Source organism: Pseudomonas sp. S2_H10 (assembly GCF_054668285.1).
Genome location: NZ_CP162754.1, coordinates 6,509,021 through 6,529,806, shown reverse-complemented (window position 1 = coordinate 6,529,806; position 20,786 = coordinate 6,509,021). Strand labels below are relative to the sequence as shown.

Below are 20,786 nucleotides of genomic sequence, written 5' to 3'. Positions count from 1 at the left end.
GCGCTCCAGCGGGAGCAAGCTCCCTCGCCACAGGGAAAGGATGAGCAGATCGGCTTTGTTACCAGGTCAATACCGCACCCACGGCAAAGGTGTCGGTGTTTTCGTTCTGCTCGTTAGTGTCGTGGCCGTTGATTTCGAACTGGTTGTACTCGGCCACCAGCTTGAGGTTGTCGTTCACGTCATGGAACAACGCGATGCCGCGGGTCTCGTAGTCCGCGCCACTCCCGACCACGCCGTTGCCATCGTCATTGGTCTTACCGTAGGACAAGGCCAGGCGGTTCTTGCCCAGTTTGTAGGAGCCCTGCAACAGGTAGCCGTCGCTGTCGACGTTACGCAAGGTCGGCTCGCCGGCATTGTTGGTGAAAAACGGGTTGATGCCCTTGGCCTGGAAGCCGGACCCGGTGAGGGACAAGCCGCCCATCTTCGCCTGCACGCCATAACCGACACCTTTGGAGGTGACGGTCTCGACCGTGGAATCGGTGTTGTCCGAGGTCTGGTAGCTGCCGTTGACCCAGCTATAGATCTTTGCCCCGGCCAGGTCGAACTGATAGGTGACTTCGCTCTCGGTACGCGGGTTTTCCTGATAGGCCTTGCCCGTCGGGCTGCTGTCGTTGGTGTCCACCGGGTCCATGATGCCGACCGCCACGCGCAGACCGTCCATCACCGGGGTGCGATAGGTGATCTGCGAGGTTGGGAACGGATACGGATAACCGGTGCCGATGTTGCCGAACGACACCCCGCCGCCATCCACCAGCCCCAACGTATCGCTGACCTGACCATAACCGGCGAGCATTTCGTCGAGCAGGATGTTGGAACGGGCGAACAGCCCGAAGTCCTTGCCGATCAGCACTTCGCCCCATTCCGGGTTGGCCACGGTGCCATAGAACTGCCGCACATCAATGGCGGTGTCGGTGCCGTTGGTTTGGCTGTCGTTGATGGTGACCCAGAACGAGGCACGGGCGCCGAGCTTGAGATCGTCTACCTGCTTGCCCATGTTGAACCCCAGGTAGTTGGGCAAGAAGCCCATCTTGACCCGCGCCTGTCGACGGTCGAACTGATCGCCGGTGCGGTCGACATCGCTGTTCACGTAGAAGGCGTTGATGTAGCCGTCGGTGGAGAACGTGGTCTGGTCCTTGTCGTACAGCATGATATCCGCCCGGGCCACCTGGCTCAGGCCAAGGGCAGACAGGCTGGCGATCAAGGCAGGCAGAAAACGATGCGTGACGTTCTTATTGTTGTGCATGGCGCGCTCCGAAACGGGGGACTAAGTGTCGGAGGCGATTATCGAAACCAGACCGGCGGCGCCATACGCTGCCTTGGAGCTGGTTTTCAGGTGCTTTGGAATGGACGACTGTACGCGACAACTAAGGCGTACGACCGTTTGTTGGCAGGGCAAGCCACTAAAGTTGTAAAGAACCGCTTTTCGTAGGATCCGGCTTGCCGGCGAAGGCGCACTTGAAGCCCCCTTCGCCGGCAAGCCGGGCTCCTACAGGTCAATCGCTGGCTTTTATCAGCATGTAGGCGGCGACCACGAAGCAAATGCTGGCGAACCCGACCTGCAACGCCCGTGCCGGCACCCGGGCACAGAGCTTGCGGCCGATGATCATGCCGACGATGCTGGAGACGATGAAGGCAATGCCCAAACCATCGATGCGCACGCCGGCATGGAACGCGCCGATCACCCCGATGGCGGAAATCAGGCTGATCACCATCAGCGAGGTGGCGACGATCCCGCGCATCTGCACGTCCGTCAGTTGCTTGAACGCCGGCACGATCAGAAAGCCGCCGCCCACGCCCAGCAATCCCGAGACCACGCCCGTCACCGCACCGAGCGCGGCGAGGGTCGCGGTGCATTTGGCGGTCCAGGAAAAGCGTCCGGTCTGCTGATCGAGCATGCAGTTCTTCTGGCCCCAGTTGGCGTGGCCGTGGTCGCTCGGGCCGTCATCCTTGCGCTCACGGCGCAACATCCGCCAGGCCACCATGACCATCAGCAGGCTGAACAGGATCATCAGGATTTTTTCCGGCAGTTGATGGGCGAAGTAGATGCCCACCGGCGAAAACACCGCGCCGAGCGCGGCAATCAACAACGCCGCGCGATAACGCACCAGGCCATGACGCAAGCCATCGATGGCGCCGACCGCTGCCGCACTGCCCACCGCAAACAACGCCACCGGAGCAGCCTGGGTCATGCTCCAGCCCAACCCCAATACCAGGGCCGGGACCGCAAGGATACCGCCGCCGGCACCGGTCAAGCCGAGCACCAACCCCATCACTACGCCAAACAGACTTGCCAGCAACATAGGGAGTTCTCAGTCGACCTTGGACAAACGCGTCAGCCACTCACGGCCCTTGAGCATACCGTTCCAGTAGAACCACGGTAGCAGTGTCGCCTTCAGCCACCACGCCGAGCGGCGCGGTGTCGTCGGGTCAAGGGGAAAGGTCGGCAGCAATTTGCCGGCGTATCCAAACTCGGCGAGGATCACCTTGCCCTTCTCCACCGTCAGCGGGCAGGAGCCGTAGCCGTCGTACTTCAGCGGCAGTGGTTGCAGCGTGCGCAACGCCAGCAGGTTCTCGGCCACCACCACGATCTGCTTGCGCACCGCCGCGGCGGTTTTTGCATTGCTGGTGCCGCAGATATCACCCAGCGCGAAGACCTCCGGATAACGCGGATGCTGCAAGCTGTGCGGGTCGACCTCGCACCAGCCAGCGGCATCGGCCAGCAGACTGCGGGCGACGAAATCCGGGGCCACCTGAGGCGGCACGACGTGCAGCAGGTCAAAGGTTTTTGCCTGGCGGGTGACATTGCCATCCGCGTCCCTGACGTCGAACCATGCGGTTTTTGCCGGGCCGTCGACCTTGACCAGGTTCGAGTTGAACGCCAACCGGGCGTTGTATTTCTCGATGTACTTCATCAGCGGCGGGACAAAGGTCGCCACACCGAACAGTGCCGCGCCCGCAAGATTGAATTCGACGTCAATGTTGTTCAGCACGCCGCTCTTGTTCCAGTGATCGCAGGACAGGTACAGCGCCTTTTGTGGAGCCCCCGCACATTTGATCGGCATGGCCGGCTGGGTGAACAGCACCTTGCCGCCGCGCAGTTTCTGCACCTGATCCCAGGTGTAGGTCGCGTGCCGGTAGCTGTAGTTGGAGGTCACGCCGTGCTGGCCGAGGGTTTCCTCCAGGCCTTCGATTTTCTCCCAGGCCAGGCGCAGGCCGGGGCAGACGATCAGGTTTTGATAGCTGACCGTGCGTTCGTCCGCGAGGGTGAGTTGGCGCTTGTCGGGGTCAATGCCCGTCACGGCAGCCTGCAGCCAGTGGGCCCCGCGCGGCATCACCGACGCCATCGGCCGCACGGTGTTTTCCACGTTGTAGGCACCACCGCCGACCAGCGTCCAGGCCGGTTGGTAGAAATGCCGGGCGCTGGGCTCGATCACAGTGATGTTCAGGTGCGGGCTACGCTTGAGCAGGCTGGCGACAAAGCCGATGCCTGCCGTGCCGCCGCCGATGACCACGATATCTGCACTGATGGATGGGCCCCAGTGTTGATCGTTCATTGCTTGTTCCTTTTGCTGTACGCAAATTTTCTTCCAGCCGCGACACAAAACGACTGTAGGAGCGAGCTTGCTCCGGGCGGCGTTCCGACGATGGTCGCTAACGATTACGCGTGTTATCTGTATAAACGCGGTGCCATTACGTCCATCGCGAGCAAGCTCGCTCCTACAGGTTCGGTGTGTTAGCTGGCATCAAGGTTGTACCCAGCTTTTAAGCACCGCCCCGCAATACAGCCCGGAGAGGGTTTTCATCACCTGGATCACTTCATGACTGGCGAGACCGTAAAAAATGTACTTGCCTTCACGACGGGTCGCGACCAATCCCTCATCGCGCAGGATGCCCAACTGCTGGGACAGGGTCGGTTGGCGCACGCCGGTCATTTTCTCCAGCTCGCCTACGTTGCGCTCACCCTGGGTGAGCTGGCACAGGATCAACAGGCGGTCCTCATTGGCCAGGGCCTTGAGCAGCGCGCATGCCTTGGAAGCCGAGGCGCGCAGTTGGGCGACTTCACCCTCGGTCAGACTGGATTGCATTTGCAGGATGCCTTCAACGTCACTTAAGCTACTAACATTATGTTTTTACATAAACTGTTGCAACCCATCGCTGACTTTTCTACTCCTGCCCAGGTTCGTGCCCATGCCCGCGCTGATTGAAGCTTTCCTCGACCCCGCCTCCTCGACCTACAGCTACGTGGTCTACGAGGCTGATGGCGGGCAGTGTGCGATTGTCGACCCCGTGCTCGACTACGACGGTGCGGCCGGGCGTACCACGACCACCCAGGCTGACAAAATCATCGCCTTCGTCCGTGCCCGCAGACTGCAAGTGCAATGGCTGCTGGAAACCCATGCCCACGCCGATCATCTGTCCGCTGCGCCTTATCTGCGGCGCGAGCTGGGCGGCAAGATCGCCATCGGTCAGTCGATCTGCAAGGTCCAGGACGTGTTCAAGACATTGTTCAATCTGGAACCACAGTTTCGCAGTGACGGCTCGCAGTTCGACCACCTGTTCGCGCCGGACGAATCCTTCAATATTGGCAACCTCAAGGCCGTCGCACTGCATGTTCCCGGTCATACCCCGGCGGACATGGCCTACTTGATCGACGGCGATGTAATTCTGGTGGGCGATACCCTGTTCATGCCCGATGTGGGCACCGCGCGCTGCGATTTTCCCGGCGGCAATGCCAACCAGATGTTCGCCTCGATCCGCAAACTGTTGGCCTTCCCCGCCAGCGTGCGTCTTTATGTGTGCCACGACTATCCGCCCGAAGGTCGCGAACCGCACTGCATGACCACGGTGGGCGAGCAACGCAAGGGCAACATCCACGTACGAGACGGCATCGACGAAAAAACCTTCGTTCAGATGCGCACCCAACGCGATGCCGGGTTGGGCATGCCCACGCTGCTGTTGCCGGCGATTCAAGTCAACGTGCGGGCGGGGAATTTGCCGCCGGCCGAAGACAATGGCGTGACCTACCTCAAGATCCCCCTGAACCAACTCTGACCCTGTGGGAGCGGGCTTGCCCGCGAAGGGGCCGGTACAGTCCCCGCAAAAAAAACAGGAAATGCTGAAAGCGGCCTTCGGCCTATCGCTGGCAAGCCAGCTCCCACAGGTTTGCGCTGCCTAGCCGCCGAGCGTCAAGCCGTTCGCCGGCAACGGCAGCGCGGTCTTGTAGCGCACCTGCTTGAGCGCAAAGCTCGAACGGATGTTCGCCACCCCCGGCACCTTGGTCAGGAAGTCCATCATGAAACGCTCCAGCGACTGAATGGTCGGCACCAGCACCCGGATCAGGTAGTCCGGGTCGCCGGCCATCAGGTAGCACTCCATCACCTCGGGGCGGTCGGAAATCGCCTCTTCGAAATGCTGCAACGCCTCTTCCACCTGCTTCTCCAGGCTGACGTGAATGAACACGTTCACGTGCAGCCCCAGCAGGTCGGCATCGAGCAGCGTCACCTGCTCGCGAATCACCCCCAGTTCTTCCATGGCCTTGACCCGGTTGAAACACGGTGTCGGCGACAGGTTCACCGAGCGCGCGAGGTCGGCGTTGGTGATGCGTGCGTTCTCCTGAAGGCTGTTGAGAATGCCGATATCGGTACGGTCCAGTTTACGCATGAGACAAAACCACCTGTTTTTTATGTTTATGCAGGTTTTTTATCTGCAAATGATCTTTAGCGCAACGAAACAGAGAGAAATATTCTTCTTGGGCGGGCCTATGATTGTTGTAGGACAAGATTTCTTTTATCGAACGAAATCTGTCAGCTCACTACAAGAAATTCACAAGATCGAGCGTAGAAGCCATGACCCAAGCGTATGAACCGCTGCGTCTGCACGTCCCCGAACCCTCGGGCCGTCCAGGCTGCAAAACCGACTTCTCCTACCTGCATCTGACCGATGCCGGCACGGTGCGCAAACCCCCAATCGACGTTGAACCGGCTGACACGGCTGACCTGGCCCGTGGCCTGATCCGCGTGCTCGACGACCAGGGCAATGCCCTCGGTCCATGGGCCGAAAACGTGCCGGTGGAAATCCTGCGCAAGGGCATGCGCGCCATGCTCAAGACCCGCATCTACGACAACCGCATGGTGGTCGCCCAGCGTCAGAAGAAGATGTCGTTCTACATGCAGAGCCTTGGCGAAGAAGCCATCGGCAGCGCCCAGGCCCTGGCCCTGAACATCGACGACATGTGCTTCCCGACCTACCGCCAGCAAAGCATCCTGATGGCCCGCGACGTACCGCTGGTCGACCTGATCTGCCAACTGCTGTCCAACGAGCGCGATCCGCTCAAGGGACGTCAGTTGCCGATCATGTACTCGGTCAAGGAGTCCGGTTTCTTCACCATCTCCGGCAACCTCGCCACCCAGTTCATTCAAGGCGTGGGCTGGGGCATGGCCTCGGCGATCAAGGGCGACACCAAAATCGCCTCGGCGTGGATCGGCGATGGCGCCACCGCCGAGTCGGACTTCCACACCGCCCTGACCTTCGCCCACGTGTACCGCGCGCCGGTGATCCTCAACGTGGTCAACAACCAGTGGGCGATCTCCACGTTCCAGGCGATTGCCGGCGGTGAAGCCACCACCTTCGCCGGTCGTGGCGTCGGTTGCGGCATCGCCTCCCTGCGGGTCGATGGCAACGATTTCTACGCGGTCTACGCCGCCTCCGCCTGGGCCGCCGAACGTGCGCGCCGCGGTCTCGGCCCGACCATGATCGAATGGGTCACCTACCGCGCCGGCCCGCATTCGACCTCCGATGATCCATCGAAGTACCGCCCTGCCGATGACTGGAGCCACTTCCCGCTGGGTGATCCGATCGTGCGTCTCAAGCAGCACCTGATCAAGGTCGGCCAGTGGTCCGAAGAGGAGCACGCCGCCGTCAGCGCCGAGTTGGAAGCCGAAGTGATCGCCGCACAGAAAGAAGCCGAGCAGTACGGCACCCTCGCCGGCGGCCAGATTCCGAGCGCCGCGACCATGTTCGAAGACGTCTACAAAGAGATGCCGGAGCACTTGAAGCGCCAGCGCCAAGAGTTGGGGATCTGACATGAACGATCACAACAACAATATCGAGCTGGAAACCGCCATGACCACGACCACCATGACCATGATCCAGGCCCTGCGCTCGGCCATGGATGTGATGCTTGAACGGGACGACAACGTCGTGGTCTTCGGCCAGGACGTGGGCTACTTCGGCGGCGTGTTCCGCTGCACCGAAGGCCTGCAGAACAAGTACGGCACCTCGCGGGTGTTCGACGCGCCGATCTCCGAAAGCGGCATCGTCGGCGTCGCCGTGGGCATGGGCGCCTATGGTCTGCGCCCGGTGGCCGAGATCCAGTTCGCCGACTACGTGTACCCGGCGTCGGACCAGATCATTTCCGAAGCCGCCCGTCTGCGTTATCGCTCGGCCGGCGAGTTCACCGCCCCGATGACCCTGCGCATGCCTTGCGGTGGCGGCATCTACGGCGGCCAGACCCACAGCCAGAGCATCGAAGCGATGTTCACCCAGGTCTGCGGCTTGCGCACGGTGATGCCGTCCAACCCGTACGACGCCAAAGGCCTGTTGATCGCTTCCATCGAAAACGATGACCCGGTGATCTTCCTCGAGCCAAAACGCCTGTACAACGGCCCGTTCGACGGCCACCACGACCGCCCGGTAACCCCGTGGTCGAAGCACCCTGCCGCACAAGTGCCGGACGGTTACTACACCGTGCCGCTGGACGTCGCCGCCATCACCCGTCCGGGCAAGGACGTCACCGTGCTGACCTACGGCACCACCGTGTACGTGTCGCAAGTCGCTGCTGAAGAAAGCGGCGTCGATGCCGAAGTCATCGACCTGCGCAGCCTGTGGCCGCTGGACCTGGAAACCATTGTCAAATCCGTGAAGAAAACCGGCCGCTGCGTGGTGGTTCACGAAGCCACCCGCACCTGCGGTTTCGGCGCCGAACTGGTGTCGCTGGTGCAAGAGCATTGCTTCCACCACCTGGAAGCGCCGATCGAACGCGTCACCGGTTGGGATACCCCTTACCCGCACGCGCAAGAGTGGGCGTATTTCCCAGGCCCGTCCCGAGTGGGCGCGGCGTTGAAACGGGTCATGGAGGTCTGAATGGGCACGCACGTCATTAAAATGCCGGACATTGGTGAAGGCATTGCAGAAGTTGAATTGTCGGTTTGGCACGTCAAGGTCGGCGACATGGTCGTCGAGGACCAGGTGCTGGCCGATGTCATGACCGATAAAGCGATGGTGGATATTCCGTCGCCGGTGCATGGCAAGGTCATCGCCCTTGGCGGCCAGCCGGGTGAAGTCATGGCGGTCGGCAGTGTGCTGATCAGCATTGAAGTCGAAGGCGCGGGCAACGTTAAGGAGTCGGCGCAACCGGCCCCGGTGAAACAAGCACCGGTCGCAGCGCCGAAAGTCGAAGCCGTGGTGGAAAGCAAACCGGTTGCCGCCCCGGCGCCGAAAGCTGCCGTCTGCCAGGGCCCGATGGTCGCTCGCGCAGCCGATGAGCGCCCACTGGCCTCCCCGGCCGTGCGCAAGCATGCCCTGGACCTGGGCATCCAGTTGCGTCTGGTGCGTGGCAGCGGCCCCGCCGGTCGCGTGCTCCACGAAGACCTCGACGCCTACCTGGCCCAGGGTCAGTCGAATGCCTCGACGGTCAGCAGCGCCTACATCCAGCGCACCGACGAACAGCAGATCCCGGTGATCGGCATGCGCCGCAAGATCGCCCAGCGCATGCAGGACGCCACCCAGCGTGCCGCCCACTTCAGCTACGTCGAAGAAATCGACGTCACCGCCGTGGAAGAACTGCGCGCGCACCTCAACGAAAAACACGGCGCGACCCGCGGCAAGCTGACGTTGCTGCCGTTCCTGGTCCGCGCCCTGGTCGTTGCCCTGCGCGACTTCCCGCAGATCAACGCCCGCTACGACGACGAAGCCCAGGTCATCACCCGCCTCGGCGCGGTGCATGTCGGTATCGCCACCCAGGCCGATATCGGTTTGATGGTGCCGGTGGTGCGTCACGCCGAAGCCCGCAGCCTGTGGGACAACGCGGCCGAAATCTCCCGTTTGGCCACTGCCGCGCGCAACGGCAAGGCCAGCCGCGATGAGCTGTCCGGCTCGAGCATCACCCTGACCAGCCTCGGCGCCCTGGGCGGCATCGTCAGCACGCCGGTGCTGAACCTGCCGGAAGTGGCGATTGTCGGCGTCAACAAGATCGTCGAGCGGCCCATGGTGATCAAAGGCCAGATCGTGATTCGCAAGATGATGAACCTCTCCAGCTCTTTCGATCACCGCGTGGTCGACGGCATGGACGCGGCGCTCTTCATCCAGGCCATCCGTGGCTTGCTCGAACAACCCGCAACCCTGTTTGTGGAGTAAGTGATGCAGACTTTGAACACCAAGCTGCTGATCATCGGCGGCGGCCCCGGCGGTTATGTGACAGCGATCCGCGCCGGCCAACTGGGCATCCCGACCATCCTGGTGGAAGGCCAATCCCTGGGCGGCACCTGCCTGAACATCGGCTGCATTCCGTCCAAGGCACTGATCCACGTCGCCGAGCAGTTTCACCAGACCCGGCACCACCATCAGCTTTCGCCCCTGGGCATCAGCGTTTCGGCGCCGACTCTGGACATCGGCAAGAGCGTCGAGTGGAAGGACGGCATCGTCGATCGCCTGACCACCGGCGTCGCGGCGCTGCTGAAAAAGCACAAGGTCCAGGTCGTTCAAGGCTGGGCCAAAGTGGTTGACGGTAAAACCGTCGACGTCGGCGACACGCGCATCCAGTGCGAGCACCTGGTGCTGGCCACCGGTTCGAAAAGCGTGAACCTGCCGATGCTGCCGATTGGCGGCCCGATCATCTCGTCCACCGAAGCCCTGGCGCCGACCTCCGTTCCTAAACGGCTGATCGTGGTCGGCGGTGGTTACATCGGTCTGGAGCTGGGCATCGCCTACCGCAAGCTCGGCGCCGAAGTCTGCGTGGTGGAAGCGCAGGAACGCATCCTGCCGGCCTACGACGCCGAACTGACCCAGCCAGTACACGACGAACTGCGAAAACTCGGCGTGAAGCTTTACTTGAAGCACAGCGTGCAAGGCTTCGATTCACAAGAAAATACCTTGCAAGTACTGGCACCGAACGGCGCGACCCTGAATCTGGAAACCGACCAGGTGCTGGTGGCCGTCGGTCGCAAGCCGAATACCCAGGGCTGGAACCTCGAAGCGCTAAACCTGGACATGAACGGTTCGTCGATCAAGATCGACAACCGCTGCCAGACCAGCATGCGCAACGTCTATGCCATCGGCGACCTGAGCGGCGAACCGATGCTCGCGCACCGGGCCATGGCCCAGGGCGAGATGGTTGCCGAACTGATCAGCGGCAAGACCCGCGAGTTCAACCCCACCGCCATCGCCGCCGTGTGCTTCACCGACCCGGAACTGGTGGTGGTCGGCCAGACCCCGGACGACGCCAAGACAGCAGGTCTGGACTGCATCGTCTCGAGCTTCCCGTTCGCCGCCAATGGCCGGGCCATGACGCTGGAGTCGAAAAGCGGCTTCGTGCGCGTGGTCGCCCGCCGCGACAATCATGTGATCGTCGGCTGGCAGGCGGTGGGTGTCGGCGTGTCGGAGTTGTCCACGGCGTTTGCCCAGAGCCTGGAAATGGGCGCGCGGCTGGAAGACATCGGCGGCACCATCCATGCCCATCCGACGCTGGGTGAGGCGGTGCAGGAAGCGGCGTTGCGGGCTTTGGGTCACGCCTTACACATGTAAAATGCGACCTGTAGGAGCCGGCTTGCCGGCGATGGCGGTGAATCTGATACACCGCGCCGTATTGATCGCCAGCAAGCCGGCTCCTACAAGGATCGTAATCCGGGCTGCGAAACAGGCCCGGAATGAAGTATTGTTGTCCCCATCCAAAAAACGTCAGAAGCCTTGAACCGTTTCGGCGGTTGTTAAGTGATAGAGGGTGTCATGGGTAACGAAAGCATCAATTGGGACAAGCTGGGTTTTGACTACATCAAGACCGACAAGCGCTATCTGTCGTACTTTCGCAATGGCGAATGGGACAAAGGCACCCTGACCGAAGATAACGTGCTGCACATCAGCGAAGGCTCCACGGCCCTTCACTATGGCCAGCAATGCTTCGAGGGCATGAAGGCCTATCGTTGCAAGGACGGCTCGATCAACCTGTTCCGCCCGGACCAGAACGCCCTGCGCATGCAGCGCAGCTGCGCCCGCCTGCTGATGCCGCAAGTCGACACCGAGCAATTCATCGAAGCCTGCAAGGAAGTGGTTCGCGCCAACGAGCGTTTCATTCCGCCGTACGGTACCGGCGGCGCGCTGTACCTGCGCCCGTTCGTGATCGGCGTGGGTGACAACATCGGCGTGCGCACGGCGCCGGAGTTCATCTTCTCGATCTTCTGCATCCCGGTCGGCGCCTACTTCAAGGGCGGCCTGACCCCGCACAACTTCCTGATCTCCAGCTACGACCGCGCCGCGCCACAAGGCACCGGTGCGGCCAAGGTCGGTGGCAACTACGCCGCCAGCCTGATGCCCGGCTCCCAGGCCAAGAAGGCGCATTTTGCCGACTGCATCTACCTGGACCCATTGACCCATACCAAGATCGAGGAAGTCGGCTCGGCCAACTTCTTCGGGATCACCCACGACAACAAGTTCGTCACCCCGAACTCGCCGTCGGTGCTGCCGGGCATCACCCGTCTGTCGCTGATCGAGCTGGCCAGGACCCGCCTGGGCCTGGACGTGGTCGAAGGCGACGTGTTGATCGACAAACTGTCGGACTTCAAGGAAGCCGGTGCTTGCGGCACCGCTGCAGTGATCACGCCAATCGGCGGCATCAACTACAACGACCACCTGCACGTGTTCCACAGCGAAACCGAAGTCGGCCCGATCACCCAGAAGCTCTACAAAGAGCTGACCGGCGTGCAGACCGGTGACATCGAAGCGCCAGCAGGCTGGATCGTCAAGGTTTGACCTGACGCCAGACGCACAAAAGCCCCCCATCGAGCGATCGATGGGGGCTTTTTTCATGGCCACGTTTCAAAAACCGCCACCCGTTCCCCTGTAGGAGCTGGTTTGCCGGCGATGGCCTCCTCAAATTCACCGCCATGCTTGAAGGCACAATCGCCGGCAAGCCGGCTCCTACAGGTTCGGGTTGAGCGATGCCCCTCGGGCTGCCGCAGACTGCGATCGGTTGCCTTCGATCCCCGCAGGCAACTCGACAGCAAAACGGGCGCCCATCTCCTTGCGCCCCAACGCCGTCAACGCCAACGCCCGACTGTCCAGATCCTGCGTCACCCACTTGCGCTTGAGTGCCGTTTGCAGCAACGCCGCGCCCAGCGATCCTCCCAGATGTGGTCGGCGCATGCTCCAGTCCAGGCACGGGCAGGCAAAGCGGCGGCGCAAGGTGCTCAAGTCCTGTACCTCGATCCCAAGCCCCTGAAACATTGCCGAACCACTGTCACTCAAGCGATAGGCCTGTTCGTCGGTTTCCTCCAGCCAGCCCGCTTCAAGCATCCGGTCATGCAACAGCACGGCCAGGGTGCCCGCCATGTGGTCGTAGCAGGTGCGGGCAAATTGCAGGCGATCCGGGGTACGCGACTGGAAGCCCGGCGCGGTGTTCTGGCCGATCACCATCAGCGCCTCCAGGGCCTGGGCCACGCGTTTGTCCGCCAAGCTGTAATAGCGGTGACGTCCCTGGACGTGCAGCCGCACCAGCGCCAGTTCCTTGAGCTTGGCCAGGTGGGCACTCGCGGTCGACGCGCTGACTTCGGCCACCGCCGCCAGTTCGGTACTGGTGCGCGCGTGGCCGTCCATTAGCGAACAGAGGATTTTCGTCCGCGCCGGCTCAGCGATGGCGGCCGCCACCTGCGAGACGCCAGTGTCGTGTTGTGCTGCGCTCATATTTCGCTCCCGGACGAATCAACAGACTTTCGGACTGGAGATAGTAGCAACACTTTCCGACAACATAAGGCTGTGACCCATGGACCCGATCATCGCTGCGACCCATACCGATCCCTATCCCTACTACGCACAACTGCGTGCCGAGGGTGAGCTGGTTTTTCATCCGGGGCTGAACATGTGGCTGGCCAGCAGCGCCCAAGTGGTGGCCACCGTACTGGCACATCCCGATTGCCACGTTCGACCGGCGCAGGAGCCAATCCCCAAGGCGATTGCCGATGGCATGGCCGGCCACGTATTCGGTCATTTGATGCGCATGAATGAAGGTGAACGCCAGCGTTGCCCACGAGCGGCGATTGCGCCGAGGCTGGAATTGATCGATGTGCAGCAAGTCGAGGCCCTGGTCAGCGCCCGATTGATCACCGCCGACGCCGCTGGCCTGTACAACGCCATGTTCCGCGGACCGGTGTGCGTGGTGGCGGCGTTGCTGGGCTTCACCCCGGCCCAGGGTCGCGCCATCAGCGAACTGACGGCGGATTTCGTGGCTTGCCTGTCGCCCCTGAGCAGCCCCGCACAACTGGCTGCCGCCCATGCCGCCGCCGAACAGTTGAGCGGTTACTTCATCGAATTGCTCGACGATCCGCACAACCACAGCCATCTGCTTGCAGGCATCCGCCAGCGCTTCGCCGCCGACGCAACGCCATCGTTGATCGCCAACCTGATCGGCCTGTTCTCCCAGACCTTCGAGGCCACGGCCGGGCTGATCGGTAACGCCCTGCTGGCACTGATTCAACACCCGTCGTTGCGCAGTGATTCAACCCACGTCGAAGACCTGGTGGCGGAAGTGCAGCGCTTCGACCCGCCGGTACAGAACACCCGCCGCTTCGTCGCCGCCCCCTGCGAGATTGACGGCGTGGCTCTGCATGCCGGTGATGTGATCCTGGTGCTGCTGGCCTCGGCCAATCGCGACCCGCAGCTCAACGACAACCCCGACGCATTCCTGCTCGAACGCCCGAACCGGCGCAGCTTCACGTTTGGTGCGGGGCGCCATCAATGTCCGGGGCAAACACTGGCGTTGAGCATTGCTGGCGCTACCGTCCGGCATATTCTGGCGATGCAGCCGGCACTGGATCGCCTGACCTGGCATTACCGCCCGTCCGCCAATGGACGAATTGCGCTGTTCTCGGATCGGCCAACCGCGTGATCGACGATCAGCCCAACTGCCCAACCCGTGCAGCATCCGGCCAGAACAACGCCGCCTGCCCCACCCGCTCACCGTGTTGATCGATGAGCGTCCACACCTTGCCTTCATGAATCATGAAGGCATTCCCTTGCCGATCCACCCGATAGCCACTGTAACCATGAGCAATGCCATGGGCCGTGACCTGCTCCAGCAAGGTCTGGCGCACTGCACGGTCCAGAGGCGAAGCGCTGAAGCGTGAGGGCATGCCCAGAAACCCCGAACGCGGATACTTGAAGCAGGCCAGCGCCTGTTCATTGGCGTAGAAAAACACAGGATCGTCTTCAGTGCCGTGGGCCAGCAGACTGTAGGGCGCGTGGGCGTGCAACCAGTGCAGGCGCTCCAGTGCGGTCAGCGACTGCGGCGCTGGCAAGTGTTCACCGGTCCAGTGTCGATAGGACGAGTCCAGCAGTTCGATGGCCGTGGCGTATTCATCGTTGCGCAACATGCATTCTCCCTGACAAACGCGGTCAATCATCGCGCGTCAGTACTTCCAGCAACTCGATTTCGAAGATCAGGTTCGAGTTCGGCGTGATCTTGCCCATGCTGCGTTCGCCATAGGCCAGGTGCGCCGGCACCAGCAACTTGCGCTTGCCACCGACCTGCATGCCCATGATGCCCTGGTCCCAGCCCTTGATGACCCGCCCGGTGCCGATCACGCACTGGAAGGGTTTGCCACGGCTCCAGGAAGAATCGAATTCGGTCCCGTCCTCCAGCCAGCCACGGTACTGGGTGGTGATCAGCGCGCCTTTTACCGCGGCTTTTCCGTCACCGGGTTGAAGATCGATTACCTGAAGCTCGTCATTCATTGAATTCACTCGTATGCTCACTCGCCGTCAAGGGCCTGATGGGCGCCGTTTTCCCAGATTTGCCGTCGGTTGGCAACCCTTGCCGCCTCCGCGCACGACGTTTAAAACTGTTTGCTGAACTAACATAATCAACCATTACCCGTACGGTTCAACGCCCTGATGACCATTCCCGAATGATCCTGCTCTGGACCAGCGTCATCCTTGGTGCAATGACGCTTACCCTGATCGTCGCGCTGGTCTGGCGCGAGCGCTCGCTGCAAAAGCAACTGGCGCAGTACCGGGTGATCATCAGCAGCCTGTCCGAAGGCCGGAACATCCACCAGGATGGCGACGCCGAGCGCTTCAAACGCAGCCAGTATTTTGCTCGCATCGGCACCTGGGATTGGGATGTCGACACCGACCGCCTGTTTTGGTCAGACGCGATCTTCGGCATGTTCGGGTTCAAGATCGGCGAAGTGACGCCCTCCTACGCGCTGTTCTGCGCCTGCGTGCATCCGGATGACCGGCTCAGGGTTCGGGCCGGTGAGCTGCGTTGCCTGGAAACCGGCGAAAACCATGACGAGGAATACCGCGTGGTCTGGCCCGACGGCACGATCCGCTGGTTGCGCGAAACCGGTAACGTGGTCAAGAACGATCACGACGAAACGATCAAGATGATGGGCGTGGTACGCGACATCACCGAAGAAAAGGCCTCCGCCCACTACCTCAAGCACCTGGCCCATTTCGACCCGCTGACCGGCCTGCCCAATCGCCTGGTGCTCGAAGAGCGCCTGTCCGAAGCGCTGGAGCAGGCGCGCATCAGTACCACGCGGGTGGCGCTGGTGTTTGTCGACCTCAACGGCTTCAAGGCCATCAATGACCGCTATGGTCATGCGGCCGGCGATCGCGTACTGGTCACGACTGCCACGCGGCTCAAGCGCATTCTGCGCGGCACCGACACCGTCGCGAGGATCGGCGGCGACGAATTCGTGGTCATCCTCCAGGGCTTGCCCCAGGGCAAAAACCTGCAAGACGAAGCGCGCACCATTTGCCAGAAGATCTTCGTCGAACTCTCCCCGCCCGTCACCATCGGCAACGACCAGCGCCACATCGGCACCAGCCTGGGCGTCGCGGTGTTCCCCGATCACGCGCCGAGCATCGACCGCCTGCTGCACATCGCCGACCTGGCGATGTATGAGGCCAAGCGCAGCGGCAACAATCAGTATCGGCTGGGCACCGAAAGCGTGGTGCGGGCACATAATCCATAGCGTGTGCCCACGGATGCATTGATCCACTTCGCACATCAATGCATGCCAACAATGCAATTAACATATCGATGCTCCTGCCCCACTATCCGCCTCAATAAGAACCGTGCGCCGCGTCCAGCCGGAGCACGTCATAAAAGCGGTGGAGTACAGGTCAATGACAGCATCAACCCAACGGCCCGCGACTGCCGGTCGCTCCCGGGCCAGCGCAATCTTCCGGGTCACCTCGGGCAACTTCCTCGAACAGTTCGACTTCTTCCTTTTTGGCTTCTATGCCACGCAGATCGCTGCCGTGTTCTTTCCGGCCAGCAGCGAATTCGCCTCGCTGATGATGACCTTCGCCGTGTTCGGCGCAGGTTTTCTGATGCGTCCGTTGGGTGCCGTGGTGCTGGGCGCCTATATCGATGACGTGGGCCGGCGCAAAGGCTTGATCGTCACCCTGTCGATCATGGCCAGCGGCACCATCCTGATCGTGCTGGTGCCCGGTTACGAGACCATCGGCTTGTTCGCCCCGGCCCTGGTGCTGATCGGGCGGTTGCTGCAGGGCTTTTCCGCCGGTGCGGAACTGGGTGGTGTGTCGGTGTACCTCGCCGAAATCGCCACGCCCGGCCGCAAGGGATTCTTCACCAGTTGGCAGTCGGGCAGCCAGCAAGTGGCGATCATCGTCGCCGCTGCGCTGGGGTACGCCTTGAACCAGTGGATGGCACCGAGTGTGATTGCCGACTGGGGCTGGCGGATTCCGTTTTTCGTCGGCTGCATGATCGTGCCCTTCATCTTCCTGTTGCGCCGCAACCTGGAAGAAACCGAAGAATTCGCCACCCGTAAACACCGCCCGAGCATGGGCGAAGTGTTCCGCACCCTCGGGCAAAACTGGCAGACCGTGTTCGCCGGCATGATGATGGTCGCGCTGACCACCACCGCGTTCTACCTGATCACGGTGTACGCGCCGACCTTCGGTAAAACCGTGCTGCACCTGAGCACCTCCGATGCGCTGCTGGTGACCTTGCTGGTCGGCGTTTCGAACTTCATCTGGCTGCCGATTGGCGGCGCGCTCTCGGACCGTATCGGGCGACGCCCGGTGTTGATCGCCATGGCTTTGCTGGCCATCGCCACCACCTACCCGGTGCTGACCTATCTGGTCAATGCGCCGAGCTTCATGCACATGTTGCTGGTGTTGCTGTGGCTGTCGTTCATCTACGGCCTGTACAACGGCGCGATGATTCCGGCGCTGACGGAAATCATGCCTGTGGAGGTGCGAGTCGCCGGGTTCTCGCTGGCGTACAGCCTGGCCACCGCGGTGTTCGGCGGGTTCACCCCGGCGATCTCGACCTTGCTGATCCAGTACACCGGTGACAAGGCGGCGCCAGGTTACTGGATGAGCTTTGCAGCACTGTGCGCACTGTGCGCGACGTTGATGCTCTATCGCCGCGCCTCGAATCATCTGCAACCGGTGGCGTCGTGAACCTGCCTTCTATCGAGAACATGACCATGAAAAAACCTTTCAATCTAGCCGCCCTCGCATTGCTGGCGAGCCTGGGCTTGAGCGGCATTGCCCAGGCTGAAGAGATCCGTGTGATGACTTCCGGCGGTTTCACGGCGGCCTACAAAGTCCTCGGCCCGAAGTTCGCCGCCGCCACCGGCAACACCCTCGACACCGCGCTCGGCCCCTCCATGGGCAAGGCCCCGGAGGCGATTCCCAATCGCCTGGCCCGCGGTGAGCAAGCGGACGTTGTGATCATGGTCGGCTACGCCCTGGACGATCTGATCAAACAAGGCAAGGTCGACCCGGCCTCCCGTGTCGAGCTGGCCGATTCACGCATTGGCCTGGTGGTGCGCGAAGGTGCACCAAAGCCGGACATCAGCAATGTCGAGGGCCTGAAAAAGACCCTGCTCGAGGCGAAATCGGTGGCCTACTCCGACAGCGCCAGCGGCGTGTACATCGAGCAGCAGTTGTTCAAGCGCCTGGGTATCGAAGCGCAACTCAAGCCCAAGTCGACCATGGTGCCGAAAATCCCCGTGGGCTCGGTGGTCGCCACCGGTGACTATCAACTGGGCTTCCAGCAAGTCAGCGAATTGTTGCCGGTGCCGGGGGTGAGTTTCGTAGCGAAGATTCCGGAGCCAGTGCAGTCGGTCACCCGGTTTGCCGCCGGTATCCCGGTCGGTGCCCGGCACCCGGCCGAAGCCAGGGCCTTGCTTGAATACATGGCCTCGGCCCAGGCGCAACCGGATGTGAAGGCGACCGGGCTGGACTCGGTCAGCCGCTGACCGCCGGCTGCACGACTTTCATTTCTATCACCAACCGTTCCAGTTCAAGTGCCGCCGGGGTCAGGGTTCGACCCCGGCGCTTGATCAGACCGACGCTGCGCATCACTTGCGGATCGGTCAACGGCACCCGCGTCAGGATCGGATGATCCGCCGCCGGCATCGCCATCAGCGGCACCGCCGCCACGCCCAATCCGGCCTCGACCAGACCGATCATGGTCGTCACATGCCGGGTTTCGCAGATGCTCGGCCGCTGCGGCACCACGCCGGTCAGTGCCTGATCCAGCAGAAACCGGTTGCCGGAGGTTTTATCCAGCGAGATGTAATCCTGCTGATAGAACTCGTCCCAGGTCACGCTACTGCGCCCCGCCAGCGGATGATCACGCCGGCACGCCACGACATACCCTTCCTGCACCAGCGGCTCGAAATCCACTTCGGCTTCCAGTGTGCCCATGAAGCTCAGGCCGAAATCCGCCTCGCCATTGACCACCGCGCTCAACACTTCATGGGCACTGGAATCGAGCACCTTGACCTTGATCCGCGGAAACTGGCGGTGATAGTGCGCGATCACCCGCGGCATGAAGTAATACGCCGCCGACGGCACGCAGGCGACCGTAACGTGGCCGAGCCGGGTCGAAGCGACTTCGCTGATGCCCAGCAACGCCACGTCCAGATCGTCCAGCAGGCGCTCGACGCTGGGCATGAAACCGCGTCCGGCCTGAGTCAGGCTGACCTTGCGCGTGGTGCGTTCGAACAGCCGCACGCCAAGGGCGTCTTCGAGTTTTTCAATGCGCCGGCTCAAGGCCGGCTGGGAAATGCGCACCGCATCGGCGGCCTTGCGAAAGCTGCCCTGCTCGACCACGGCACGGAAGGCTTGCAGGTCATTGAGGTCGAAGTTGATCGCCATGGGTTACTCGGCAGCAAAGCGGATTGATCAGCTTATTGTATAAATGTAACCAATTGATGCAAAGACCTATTGAACAGGGCGACGCCTTCTGCCTGATATTGAAACGTTATACAATATCAAAAACATGATCTGTCGGTCGTTTACCGGCACAGCTATCCACTTCCTGCCTGCGACTTTCGATGACAAACCCTATTCAAATCCCGCCCATCACAACCCTGAGCCAACGCCTGATGTCCATCGATGCCCTAAGGGGATTGGTGATGATTTTCATGTTGCTGGATCACGTGCGCGAAACGTTCTTTCTGCACCGCCAGGTCGCCGACCCGATGGTCATCGACAGCACGGAGCCGACATTGTTTTTCAGCCGGACGCTCGCCCATTTATGTGCGCCGGTGTTCGTTCTTCTCACCGGACTCTCAGCTTTCCTGTACGGCGAAAAACACCAGGGCAAGAACGAAGTGTCGATGTTCCTGTTCAAGCGTGGCTTGTTCCTGGTTCTGCTGGAGTTCACCTTGGTGAATTTCGCCTGGACGTTCCAGTTCCCGCCCAATGTGATTTACCTGCAGGTGATCTGGGCGATTGGTATCAGCATGATTGCCCTCGCAGCACTGGTCTGGCTGCCTCGACCCATCCTGTGTGTCCTGGGTCTGGCCATCATTGCCGGACACAACCTGCTCGACTCTCTGCACTTCCCGAGCGGATCGGCGATGCACCTGCCCTGGGCCATTTTGCATGATCGCGGCTGGATCGAATTCTCCGACAGCTTGCGCCTGCGCACTTCCTACCCTGTGCTGCCGTGGATAGGTGTCATCGCCCTGGGTTACTGCATCGGCCCCTGGTTCGCTCGCCCGGCCTCGGCCGCCGGGCGTCAGCGCTACCTGTTGCTCGCCGGGGTCGGCGCATTGCTCGGTTTCATCGCCCTGCGCCTGATCAACGGTTATGGCGAGGCACATTGGAGGGTTCATGAAAGCACCACGCAAACCTTCATGAGTTTCTTCAACATCACAAAATACCCCCCCTCCCTGCTGTTCCTGTCTCTGACGCTGGGTGCAGGGCTGTTGCTGCTTCTAGGCTTTGAGCGGGCTCGGCAACGCAAATGGATAAGCACCCTGGCGGTATTGGGTGCGGCACCGATGTTCTTCTACTTGCTCCATCTTTATGTGTTGAAAATGCTGTATCTGATCAGCGTGGGGTGGTTCGGTCTGAACCAGGGCGACTACTTCGGTTTCGACGGCATTTGGGCGGTGTGGCTGACGGCAGTGCTCTTGACTGCAGCACTTTACTTACCGGTGCGCTGGTTCGCGGCATTGAAGGCGCGTCGTCGAGATATCGCCTGGCTCAAATACTTCTGATCGGGACCTGATTGCCTTTATTCT

20 protein-coding genes are annotated in these 20,786 nt (G+C 61.6%); 11 read left to right on the top strand and 9 right to left on the bottom strand.

Annotated features, from left to right (window positions below; all coding sequences use genetic code 11):
* Nucleotides 1-58: 58 nt before the first annotated feature.
* The 4 genes from AB4O16_RS29630 to AB4O16_RS29615 form a co-directional block, all read right to left on the bottom strand.
* Nucleotides 59-1,243: a porin gene (locus tag AB4O16_RS29630; RefSeq protein ID WP_110659425.1), complete on the bottom strand. Its 1,185-nt coding sequence runs from the start codon at nt 1,241-1,243 to the stop codon at nt 59-61.
* Nucleotides 1,244-1,493: 250 nt separating this feature from the next.
* Nucleotides 1,494-2,300, bottom strand: coding sequence for a sulfite exporter TauE/SafE family protein (locus AB4O16_RS29625; RefSeq protein ID WP_460156549.1), 807 nt, complete (start codon nt 2,298-2,300; stop codon nt 1,494-1,496).
* Between the two features lie 9 nt (nt 2,301-2,309).
* Nucleotides 2,310-3,554, bottom strand: coding sequence for an NAD(P)/FAD-dependent oxidoreductase (locus AB4O16_RS29620; RefSeq protein ID WP_460156548.1), 1,245 nt, complete (start codon nt 3,552-3,554; stop codon nt 2,310-2,312).
* A gap of 189 nt (nt 3,555-3,743) precedes the next feature.
* Nucleotides 3,744-4,085: an ArsR/SmtB family transcription factor gene (locus AB4O16_RS29615; protein ID WP_160387817.1), complete on the bottom strand. Its 342-nt coding sequence runs from the start codon at nt 4,083-4,085 to the stop codon at nt 3,744-3,746.
* 103 nt (nt 4,086-4,188) lie between these two features.
* Here AB4O16_RS29615 and AB4O16_RS29610 point away from each other — a divergent pair, with 103 nt between their 5' ends.
* Nucleotides 4,189-5,052: an MBL fold metallo-hydrolase gene (locus tag AB4O16_RS29610; protein WP_460156547.1), complete on the top strand. Its 864-nt coding sequence runs from the start codon at nt 4,189-4,191 to the stop codon at nt 5,050-5,052.
* A 120-nt stretch (nt 5,053-5,172) separates the two neighbouring features.
* Here the strand turns inward: AB4O16_RS29610 and bkdR are convergent, their stop codons facing one another.
* Nucleotides 5,173-5,661 carry a Bkd operon transcriptional regulator BkdR gene (gene bkdR, locus AB4O16_RS29605; RefSeq protein ID WP_150717686.1) on the bottom strand — a complete coding sequence of 163 codons (489 nt, stop codon included), beginning with the start codon at nt 5,659-5,661 and terminating at the stop codon, nt 5,173-5,175.
* A gap of 185 nt (nt 5,662-5,846) precedes the next feature.
* Between bkdR and AB4O16_RS29600 the strand changes: the two genes are divergently transcribed.
* The 5 genes from AB4O16_RS29600 (at nt 5,847) to AB4O16_RS29580 (ending at nt 12,021) form a co-directional block, all read left to right on the top strand.
* Entirely contained in the window at nt 5,847-7,082 is a 1,236-nt protein-coding gene (locus AB4O16_RS29600) for a 3-methyl-2-oxobutanoate dehydrogenase (2-methylpropanoyl-transferring) subunit alpha (RefSeq protein ID WP_160387819.1), read from the top strand.
* A gap of 1 nt (nt 7,083) precedes the next feature.
* Nucleotides 7,084-8,142 carry an alpha-ketoacid dehydrogenase subunit beta gene (locus tag AB4O16_RS29595; RefSeq protein ID WP_015095444.1) on the top strand — a complete coding sequence of 353 codons (1,059 nt, stop codon included), beginning with the start codon at nt 7,084-7,086 and terminating at the stop codon, nt 8,140-8,142.
* Nucleotides 8,143-9,414 carry a dihydrolipoamide acetyltransferase family protein gene (locus AB4O16_RS29590; RefSeq protein ID WP_460156546.1) on the top strand — a complete coding sequence of 424 codons (1,272 nt, stop codon included), beginning with the start codon at nt 8,143-8,145 and terminating at the stop codon, nt 9,412-9,414. It abuts the gene before it with no gap.
* Between the two features lie 3 nt (nt 9,415-9,417).
* On the top strand, nt 9,418-10,800 hold the full coding sequence (gene lpdA / locus AB4O16_RS29585) for a dihydrolipoyl dehydrogenase (RefSeq protein WP_160387821.1): 1,383 nt from the start codon (nt 9,418-9,420) through the stop codon (nt 10,798-10,800).
* Between the two features lie 201 nt (nt 10,801-11,001).
* Nucleotides 11,002-12,021, top strand: coding sequence for a branched-chain amino acid aminotransferase (locus tag AB4O16_RS29580; RefSeq protein ID WP_160387822.1), 1,020 nt, complete (start codon nt 11,002-11,004; stop codon nt 12,019-12,021).
* A gap of 168 nt (nt 12,022-12,189) precedes the next feature.
* On the opposite strand, the gene AB4O16_RS29575 is transcribed toward AB4O16_RS29580, so the two are convergent.
* The gene (locus AB4O16_RS29575; protein WP_160387823.1) at nt 12,190-12,951 is read right to left on the bottom strand and encodes an ArsR/SmtB family transcription factor; all 762 of its coding nucleotides are present in this window, start codon (nt 12,949-12,951) and stop codon (nt 12,190-12,192) included.
* Between the two features lie 79 nt (nt 12,952-13,030).
* Here AB4O16_RS29575 and AB4O16_RS29570 point away from each other — a divergent pair, with 79 nt between their 5' ends.
* Nucleotides 13,031-14,152, top strand: coding sequence for a cytochrome P450 (locus AB4O16_RS29570; protein ID WP_460156545.1), 1,122 nt, complete (start codon nt 13,031-13,033; stop codon nt 14,150-14,152).
* Nucleotides 14,153-14,159: 7 nt separating this feature from the next.
* On the opposite strand, the gene AB4O16_RS29565 is transcribed toward AB4O16_RS29570, so the two are convergent.
* Both AB4O16_RS29565 and AB4O16_RS29560 read right to left on the bottom strand, forming a co-directional pair.
* Entirely contained in the window at nt 14,160-14,636 is a 477-nt protein-coding gene (locus AB4O16_RS29565; RefSeq protein ID WP_460156544.1) for an MEKHLA domain-containing protein, read from the bottom strand.
* Nucleotides 14,637-14,658: 22 nt separating this feature from the next.
* Nucleotides 14,659-14,997 (bottom strand): FKBP-type peptidyl-prolyl cis-trans isomerase, encoded by a 339-nt coding sequence (locus tag AB4O16_RS29560; RefSeq protein ID WP_160387825.1) that lies wholly within the window; start codon nt 14,995-14,997, stop codon nt 14,659-14,661.
* A 173-nt stretch (nt 14,998-15,170) separates the two neighbouring features.
* On the opposite strand from AB4O16_RS29560, the gene AB4O16_RS29555 reads away from it, so the two are divergent.
* From AB4O16_RS29555 to AB4O16_RS29545, 3 genes are all read left to right on the top strand, one after another.
* Entirely contained in the window at nt 15,171-16,244 is a 1,074-nt protein-coding gene (locus AB4O16_RS29555) for a diguanylate cyclase domain-containing protein (RefSeq protein ID WP_460156543.1), read from the top strand.
* Nucleotides 16,245-16,398: 154 nt separating this feature from the next.
* On the top strand, nt 16,399-17,703 hold the full coding sequence (gene tcuC, locus AB4O16_RS29550; RefSeq protein WP_460156542.1) for a tricarballylate/proton symporter TcuC: 1,305 nt from the start codon (nt 16,399-16,401) through the stop codon (nt 17,701-17,703).
* A 26-nt stretch (nt 17,704-17,729) separates the two neighbouring features.
* Nucleotides 17,730-18,506, top strand: a complete 777-nt coding sequence (locus tag AB4O16_RS29545) for a substrate-binding domain-containing protein (protein ID WP_460158099.1) — start codon at nt 17,730-17,732, stop codon at nt 18,504-18,506.
* Here AB4O16_RS29545 and AB4O16_RS29540 read toward each other — a convergent pair.
* Nucleotides 18,496-19,410 carry a LysR family transcriptional regulator gene (locus tag AB4O16_RS29540; RefSeq protein WP_160387828.1) on the bottom strand — a complete coding sequence of 305 codons (915 nt, stop codon included), beginning with the start codon at nt 19,408-19,410 and terminating at the stop codon, nt 18,496-18,498. The genes AB4O16_RS29545 and AB4O16_RS29540 overlap by 11 nt on opposite strands.
* Before the next feature lie 179 nt (nt 19,411-19,589).
* Here AB4O16_RS29540 and AB4O16_RS29535 point away from each other — a divergent pair, with 179 nt between their 5' ends.
* Complete coding sequence (locus AB4O16_RS29535; protein WP_460156541.1) at nt 19,590-20,762, top strand: DUF1624 domain-containing protein; 1,173 nt, start codon at nt 19,590-19,592, stop codon at nt 20,760-20,762.
* Nucleotides 20,763-20,786 lie beyond the last annotated feature (24 nt).

What these genes read in the sequence shown, in the direction of transcription:
- AB4O16_RS29600 (WP_160387819.1), top strand. Translation starts at nt 5,847, where the DNA reads ATGACCCAAGCGTATGAACCGCTGCGTCTGCACGTCCCCGAACCCTCG.
- AB4O16_RS29625 (WP_460156549.1), bottom strand. Translation starts at nt 2,300, where the DNA reads ATGTTGCTGGCAAGTCTGTTTGGCGTAGTGATGGGGTTGGTGCTCGGC.
- tcuC (WP_460156542.1), top strand. Translation starts at nt 16,399, where the DNA reads ATGACAGCATCAACCCAACGGCCCGCGACTGCCGGTCGCTCCCGGGCC.
- bkdR (WP_150717686.1), bottom strand. Translation starts at nt 5,661, where the DNA reads ATGCGTAAACTGGACCGTACCGATATCGGCATTCTCAACAGCCTTCAG.
- AB4O16_RS29620 (WP_460156548.1), bottom strand. Translation starts at nt 3,554, where the DNA reads ATGAACGATCAACACTGGGGCCCATCCATCAGTGCAGATATCGTGGTC.
- AB4O16_RS29560 (WP_160387825.1), bottom strand. Translation starts at nt 14,997, where the DNA reads ATGAATGACGAGCTTCAGGTAATCGATCTTCAACCCGGTGACGGAAAA.
- AB4O16_RS29575 (WP_160387823.1), bottom strand. Translation starts at nt 12,951, where the DNA reads ATGAGCGCAGCACAACACGACACTGGCGTCTCGCAGGTGGCGGCCGCC.
- AB4O16_RS29540 (WP_160387828.1), bottom strand. Translation starts at nt 19,410, where the DNA reads ATGGCGATCAACTTCGACCTCAATGACCTGCAAGCCTTCCGTGCCGTG.
- AB4O16_RS29610 (WP_460156547.1), top strand. Translation starts at nt 4,189, where the DNA reads ATGCCCGCGCTGATTGAAGCTTTCCTCGACCCCGCCTCCTCGACCTAC.
- AB4O16_RS29545 (WP_460158099.1), top strand. Translation starts at nt 17,730, where the DNA reads ATGAAAAAACCTTTCAATCTAGCCGCCCTCGCATTGCTGGCGAGCCTG.
- AB4O16_RS29555 (WP_460156543.1), top strand. Translation starts at nt 15,171, where the DNA reads ATGATCCTGCTCTGGACCAGCGTCATCCTTGGTGCAATGACGCTTACC.
- AB4O16_RS29615 (WP_160387817.1), bottom strand. Translation starts at nt 4,085, where the DNA reads ATGCAATCCAGTCTGACCGAGGGTGAAGTCGCCCAACTGCGCGCCTCG.
- AB4O16_RS29570 (WP_460156545.1), top strand. Translation starts at nt 13,031, where the DNA reads ATGGACCCGATCATCGCTGCGACCCATACCGATCCCTATCCCTACTAC.
- AB4O16_RS29590 (WP_460156546.1), top strand. Translation starts at nt 8,143, where the DNA reads ATGGGCACGCACGTCATTAAAATGCCGGACATTGGTGAAGGCATTGCA.
- AB4O16_RS29565 (WP_460156544.1), bottom strand. Translation starts at nt 14,636, where the DNA reads ATGTTGCGCAACGATGAATACGCCACGGCCATCGAACTGCTGGACTCG.
- AB4O16_RS29630 (WP_110659425.1), bottom strand. Translation starts at nt 1,243, where the DNA reads ATGCACAACAATAAGAACGTCACGCATCGTTTTCTGCCTGCCTTGATC.
- AB4O16_RS29535 (WP_460156541.1), top strand. Translation starts at nt 19,590, where the DNA reads ATGACAAACCCTATTCAAATCCCGCCCATCACAACCCTGAGCCAACGC.
- lpdA (WP_160387821.1), top strand. Translation starts at nt 9,418, where the DNA reads ATGCAGACTTTGAACACCAAGCTGCTGATCATCGGCGGCGGCCCCGGC.
- AB4O16_RS29595 (WP_015095444.1), top strand. Translation starts at nt 7,084, where the DNA reads ATGAACGATCACAACAACAATATCGAGCTGGAAACCGCCATGACCACG.
- AB4O16_RS29580 (WP_160387822.1), top strand. Translation starts at nt 11,002, where the DNA reads ATGGGTAACGAAAGCATCAATTGGGACAAGCTGGGTTTTGACTACATC.